The sequence below is a fragment of the bacterium genome (genome assembly GCA_009926305.1).
In the GTDB taxonomy this organism is placed as follows: Bacteria; Bdellovibrionota_C; UBA2361; order UBA2361; family RFPC01; genus RFPC01.
Genome location: RFPC01000110.1, coordinates 1 through 5,939, shown reverse-complemented (window position 1 = coordinate 5,939; position 5,939 = coordinate 1). Strand labels below are relative to the sequence as shown.

Annotated in this window: 6 protein-coding genes; 2 read left to right on the top strand and 4 right to left on the bottom strand. The window is 46.2% G+C overall.

The window, feature by feature from the left end; genetic code table 11:
* The 4 genes from EBR25_12065 to EBR25_12050 form a co-directional block, all read right to left on the bottom strand.
* On the bottom strand, positions 1 to 578 hold a 578-nt coding region (locus tag EBR25_12065; protein ID NBW41720.1), incomplete at its 3' end, for a hypothetical protein.
* Between the two features lie 279 nt (positions 579 to 857).
* Positions 858 to 1,484 carry a GrpB family protein gene (locus EBR25_12060; protein ID NBW41719.1) on the bottom strand — a complete coding sequence of 209 codons (627 nt, stop codon included), beginning with the start codon at positions 1,482 to 1,484 and terminating at the stop codon, positions 858 to 860.
* Between the two features lie 48 nt (positions 1,485 to 1,532).
* Positions 1,533 to 2,615, bottom strand: coding sequence for a M20 family peptidase (locus EBR25_12055; protein ID NBW41718.1), 1,083 nt, complete (start codon positions 2,613 to 2,615; stop codon positions 1,533 to 1,535).
* 25 nt (positions 2,616 to 2,640) lie between these two features.
* Positions 2,641 to 4,710: a hypothetical protein gene (locus tag EBR25_12050; GenBank protein ID NBW41717.1), complete on the bottom strand. Its 2,070-nt coding sequence runs from the start codon at positions 4,708 to 4,710 to the stop codon at positions 2,641 to 2,643.
* A 250-nt stretch (positions 4,711 to 4,960) separates the two neighbouring features.
* Between EBR25_12050 and EBR25_12045 the strand changes: the two genes are divergently transcribed.
* On the top strand, positions 4,961 to 5,221 hold the full coding sequence (locus tag EBR25_12045; protein ID NBW41716.1) for a hypothetical protein: 261 nt from the start codon (positions 4,961 to 4,963) through the stop codon (positions 5,219 to 5,221).
* Positions 5,222 to 5,224: 3 nt separating this feature from the next.
* Positions 5,225 to 5,878 carry an HAD family hydrolase gene (locus EBR25_12040; GenBank protein ID NBW41715.1) on the top strand — a complete coding sequence of 218 codons (654 nt, stop codon included), beginning with the start codon at positions 5,225 to 5,227 and terminating at the stop codon, positions 5,876 to 5,878.
* The last annotated feature ends 61 nt before the right edge of the window (positions 5,879 to 5,939 follow it).

Below are 5,939 nucleotides of genomic sequence, written 5' to 3'. Positions count from 1 at the left end.
CCTGCTACAAGCAAGGTAGAGAAATATGCAAACCAGCGCTTTGTTACCGTCTTTCGTGATAGCTCCATAGCCTCCCAAGGACCCATCCCCTTGTCCAACACTAGCGGCACCGCAAATATGTACACTATCGAAAGATAAATCCCCGGAATAATCAAAAACAAAGTTCCCACCGTTATGATAATGACCACGAGAAAGGTGACCACGAGGAGTGATGCGAAACGTTTAAAACCCTCAAAAACCATTGTAGACCGAATCGCTTCACCACGTGCACGCCTTACCCCCATAAGGACTATACCAGCCCACATTGGGACGGTGAGTGCCTGCTGCATAACCAAATCGACAATACTCCACACCAAACTCCACACCCACGGCGTCTCCCCACTCGAAAGATTCTGAGTCAACATACTCGAGGCAAAGGCCCAGACAAAAGTTACGGCAACGACGAAGATAAAGCCGCCCCAGTAGGAACCCTTAGAACCACTTACCATCTTCCAAGCATTTGAAAGTGCGTCCCTTACGGTAAACGATTGGTTCTGCTGCAGTCCTTGCGTCTTTAGTTCATTAGTCATATCGCTCATAACAGCTCCCTTCACTGATTCACGAAAAGCAGGTCTTCTCTATGGGTCATACGTCCATCCAGGACGTAGGATCGGATGAGAAGTGAATAAGCTTAAGCACTGTCTGCTAAAAATAAACCCTTAATATCATTGGTCTATCCAGAATCCTTCTCTTTTGGCAAATGACCATCCGAAGATTAATTTGGATTGAAGTGACGCTCGCAGTGCCTTCACCCCGTCAGGAGGCGAATGAAAAGAATCTGCTACTGGTAGCTAGGGGGTAGCTGGGTGCAATTATTATCAACGCCCCTGAGCCTCATGCCAACTTAAAGCGGTAGCAAGGGTATTGGTTACAAACTCATCTTTATGTTTGTGATACTGAAGGAGCGAGTCATTCCCACCTGCGATTGCCTCATTCTTTATGGCAGAATAGGCCTCAACAATATCGGGATGCGCCCGCAGGTAGTCTCGGAAGGCTGTCTTGGCAACCCACTCATCTCCTGCATAGGGAACAATTGAAATGTTGAAGGATTGCTCGCCTCGCTTGCGGGCGAAGAGGCGCTCCTGGCCCTCATGAAGTTGTCCGAAGTATTCAAAACCAAGCAGCTCAAGACCTTTGATTTGCTCATCAGAGATTGAAAACTCTTTAAGCCCTACCAGTATGTCCACAATTGGCTTGGAGAGAAGATTTTCAACTGCTGAGCTTCCCATATGCTCAATGCCAAGCGCATCATTTCCAAATACTTCTTGGAGGGCAGCACTCTCGGTCTCAAACCAATCCTGCCACTCACTGCTGTGAGGAACAATAATGACTTCCTCCTGAAGGCGACTCAAATCAAAAGCTTTCACGCCCACCTCCTCCTCGTCTTGTGATTTATTATTATTACTATTTTCTAACTTCATACTCACAAAAAAAGAAGCTGGCACCTGATTAGTAGGAAAATAAGTTTGTAGGTCCTTATCAAGGCGCTACTACTACTGATAGAACCTCTGAACAAAGCTCTGCATAATCAAATGAAGCTCATTTAAACCGTCGATATCGGCTGCTTCTTCATCGATGTGTCCGTTCGTGCTCTTTGGCAGCATCAGCAGGATGCTACTGCCTTGCTCAGAGAACCAGCGCGCATCACTTCCAGTGTTGTTGTGCACTCCGGTTGGCTCATATCCCTGCTCGCGCAATATGCTCTGTAGAATTCCGTAACTTCTATCTGACTCAGTAACGTGCACTGGATCTCCGCTGGTCAAGCGAGTGAGGGTTGAATGCCGAAGGCATGCTGCGATCATACTCTCAATCTCACTGAGCGAATAAGTTGGCGGGAAGCGCAGATCGATAAGTGCATACGCGTTCTCCGGCACAGAATTGGCAGCTTTACCACCTTCAATTCGACCGAGGTTAAGCGACACCTTATTTTGCTCAGATTCCGATGCGAGTTCAAAACATGAATAGATTCTGTTCCAGTCTTCAAGCAGTAGCGCTACAGCAGAGCTTCCTTGCCAGGGGCGAGATCCGTGCGCAGATTTTCCCTGTGCTTCAAGGCGGAACTGAAACATCCCTTTTTGTGAAAGACTGGGCTGTAGTACTGCTCCACCATCTGGGTTAAATACTGTACCAGCGCGGAGTCCTTTCTCTCTGGTTAGGAACCCAATGCCATTGTCACCGCCGACTTCTTCATCAGTCGTCAGGACAAGAGCGCAACTCTGCATGTTTTCCAGATGCTCCACGTCAAGAAAGAGTCGGATCATGGCAGCACATGCGCCCTTCATGTCTGCGGCGCCGCGGCCGTATATCCAATTCTCTTTTACCTTTGGCTGAAAGAGTTCATCTTTACCGGGCACGACATCGAGATGTCCGAAGAAGAGCAGGTCAAAATCGAGCTCTTGCTTCCGAGATATTATCAGAGAGTACACCTCATTCTGCTCAAATCTTTGAATTGTGTAACTCGTGTCATCGAACAATTTCTCGACAAAATCAATTGCTTTTTTGCACTGTTGAAAGTCAGAGGAAACACTGGGAATAGATATAAGTTGCTCTGTGAGAGCTTGAATTGTGAGCGACATAGCTTTCAATATTTCTTACTCATTATTAGTTGATAGTCTGGAGTTCATTATAAAGTTCATAAACTTTATCAGCCACTTCTGCAGGGAAACAGGGTACCAAGCAACCATAGCCACCAGTGATATTTGCTTTTGCAAGTGAACTGGCGCGAATGACAATGTAACTCATTTCATCAAAAAATGCTTGAGGATTCAGGTCAAGGTTGTACTCCTTCACCTTCGACACCTGCAGGCCGTTACCTCCATTTGTTGAAGCTACAATGACCGGTCCTTTCTGAGAATCCGCTCGCTCCTGAATTATCGCTTGCTCACTGGAGAGTGCATATTGAATTAGACCCTTCCAGTAGATATCCTGTAGTGCAACATCTGCCTCTCTCATGTTTAACTCTTGCAGCGTTTCCTGCAGGCCCTTTATTGCTTGTTGGTACGCCGCAGCACTCTTAAGAGTCTGTTTTTGCTTATAGTGGCTCTCAAGCCTATCGGCTATTTCTGGTTTTGCTGCCAGAGCGATTCCCAGAATTCGATTCTCTTCGTTTTCTGAGACATCTGAGAGAGCTTCAATAGGCACTTCACTGACATCAAGATGAGAGCCTACAAATACTCCTGTGCCAGAGTGTCCGGTGAGAGTTCCAAGTTTGACAACATACTTTGCTCTGTTTGCGACTATCTCGCTCACTTCATCATCGCTCAGTGTGCCCTGACGATTATTATCTGATTCAAATAGGCCAGCATCGAACCCGCGCAGGGCTCGAGTCCTTGATACCACTTGCTGGACACGGGTAAGTTTCTCTTTGGCTAGGCTGTATGCTTCGCGCTTGCTACTTGCTACCTGATTTTGCAGCAGGCTTTCCTTTAGTGCTCCGCATATTCCGAATCGTTCGATTAAGCGTTCGTCAGTGAGAATGGCGTCAAGTTTCTTATCGGTCATCAAGCTGTTTAGGGGATTCATAAAGAGTTCTGATGGTACAGTCAGCCCCCGTGGATTGTGAACTTCATGCTCTTTTCCGATAAACTTGTAATATATCTCTGGTCTTTTCTCTTTAAGCGTTTGCCAGACTTCAGTGTTTTCCATGGGTTCGCCGTGCAGTCTTCGGATGAAGTGAATAGAGGTGCGCTCGTTACCTGTGCCGGATTCGACTATGGGAACAACAAAAGACTTGCCGAAGTTATCTGTATGTTCTTCAAAGTCAATGATATCGAAAGGATCGAAAGCGAGACTACGGGAGAAGCGATCAGATCTGGCATAGTATTGCTCAGATTGATTCGCTTCAGCATTTGAGAGTGAACTGAGCGGAGCGCGAGTGATAGGATCTCTGAAAGCAAATACCCCACAGTTACCAGCTTCGGGAAGGCGAGGGCAGTTTTTTCTGAAGTGACGGTAAGCGGCGTGGGCAACTTTGGCACACTGGTTCACGGGAGTTTCTAAACTCTCAAAGCACTGCTGAATACGCTTGTCCGAGATACCACGGTTCTTAAAGTAGAGCTCACAGATATCGCGAGCAACTTCCACCACCTTAGTCATAATGACATCGCCCTGTGGCTCACCGCCATTCAGTTCGATTTGTCGCACATAATCTCCTCCTAGATCCGTAAAGGTATCATAGCGAAGGCGCAAATGCTGAGGTAGTCGCGACAGATTTGCTCTGTGTATTTCCTTAGAAATGTCTGCGAGCCCCTCGAGCAGATACTCTTGCAAATCTTGGTTGGAACGGGCGGCTTCAACTACAGCGCCTTTTACATGGGTTAGGTCTGAAATAGTTTGGCGTAATTGATCTTCTTTCTCTTGTGACACATATATGGGGACCAGGGATATATCTATAGTTGAAGTCGTATTTACTTCAAGATCAGTAAGCAGCAGCCCTTCTTGCTGTCTCTGGTTTACGATCTTCTCGAGCGCCTCGCTCTGGCTGGGATCTTGAACGATGCTCTGAACAAGGTCGATCAGAGCCGTTTGTCTTTCGATGTAGTGCGCCCGAGCAGGCGAGAGCTTCGGTCGGTTTATGTGTTGCTCGGAGAGCTTGATGCTCTCTGAGTTATTCGGTTCTTGCCGAGACCCTCCATGGTTTGGAGAGTTTTGTTCAAAAGCTTCTTGCTGCATGGAGTCACTCAATTGTTTAGCCTTCCACGCTGAACGAGAGAGGGAGCTAAATCAATTTTGCGTATTTCATTTTGAAGTAAGTTGTGACGATTCGAACAGCTCCGAACAGATGTTTGCGAGCTGGGTATGGATGAATGTGGGGTGCACGTTACAAGGCACTCTACATTCAAAATACTTCAAGATATTCGTGCGCCTCAGTAATCAGGTACCAGTAATCAGGTACCACCATCTTTTTTAATCTTGATGATATGTGGTACATTTTTATGCTCAACCGATTACCTATGCTCGAACAGGATTGTTCTGGAAAGTAACTCGAGCCTACGACCTGACTCCCGATGGAGAAGGCAAGATTATGCAAATGGAGTCATTTATACGGAGTCAAGACCAGGCCCATGTCTCAAAGCAGCGGCCATGGGAGATGCCTCCAATGCCAATTCGAAGAGTTGATGAGGCACTCATAAAATATCCGACTACTACTAAATTCCGGCTTGGCATAATTCCACGGTTATAAAAAATGAAAGTTATTTTCTCCGATCTTGATGGCACCCTCTTAAATTCACGGGAAAGTGCTGTGCTTACCACCCAAGATACGTTTAAGCACTTTGATTTTCCGATACCAACTAGAGAGCAAATCGTTGACAAGATGGGCATTCCCATAGAAAAAACTTTTCCCGAGTTTGCTTGCGGCGCACTACATAAAGAGGATCTTCCGGACGTTCTTGCCTATTTTCGAAAACAATATGTATACAATTCGATGTTACATTCGGTTCTCTTTGATGGAGTTCAAGAGTTTCTTGACGCGTGCACGTCCCTCAAGTTTCCCGTTGTAGTCGTGACAAGCAAGAAAACGGAGTCTGCAGAGAGAGATCTTGCTCGTCTAGGGATTTTAGACTCTATTTTTCATGTGATTGGTTCTGATAAGGTCAGCAATTATAAACCAGAGCCAGACTCTATCTATAGAGGTCGAGAAGCTTTAAAAGAATATACTATCGATGCTGAGGTGATGATTGGCGATGCAGAGGTAGACATTCTCATGGGAAAAGCTGCAGGGATTAAAACATGCGCTGTTACGTGGGGCTCTCATAGCGAAGAGCGGTTAATGAGTATCGCTCCAGATTTTCTAGCAAGAAAAGTTGATGATTTACTGCTAATGCTAGAGAACCTATAGATCGCCGTTATCCAGTATATCTCCTGCCCCCACAGAAAACGGACCTCCAAAGACTTTCATT

Coding starts and splice junctions, on each gene's coding strand:
- EBR25_12055 (NBW41718.1), bottom strand. CDS start 2,615: ATGTCGCTCACAATTCAAGCTCTCACAGAGCAACTTATATCTATTCCC.
- EBR25_12050 (NBW41717.1), bottom strand. CDS start 4,710: ATGCAGCAAGAAGCTTTTGAACAAAACTCTCCAAACCATGGAGGGTCT.
- EBR25_12040 (NBW41715.1), top strand. CDS start 5,225: ATGAAAGTTATTTTCTCCGATCTTGATGGCACCCTCTTAAATTCACGG.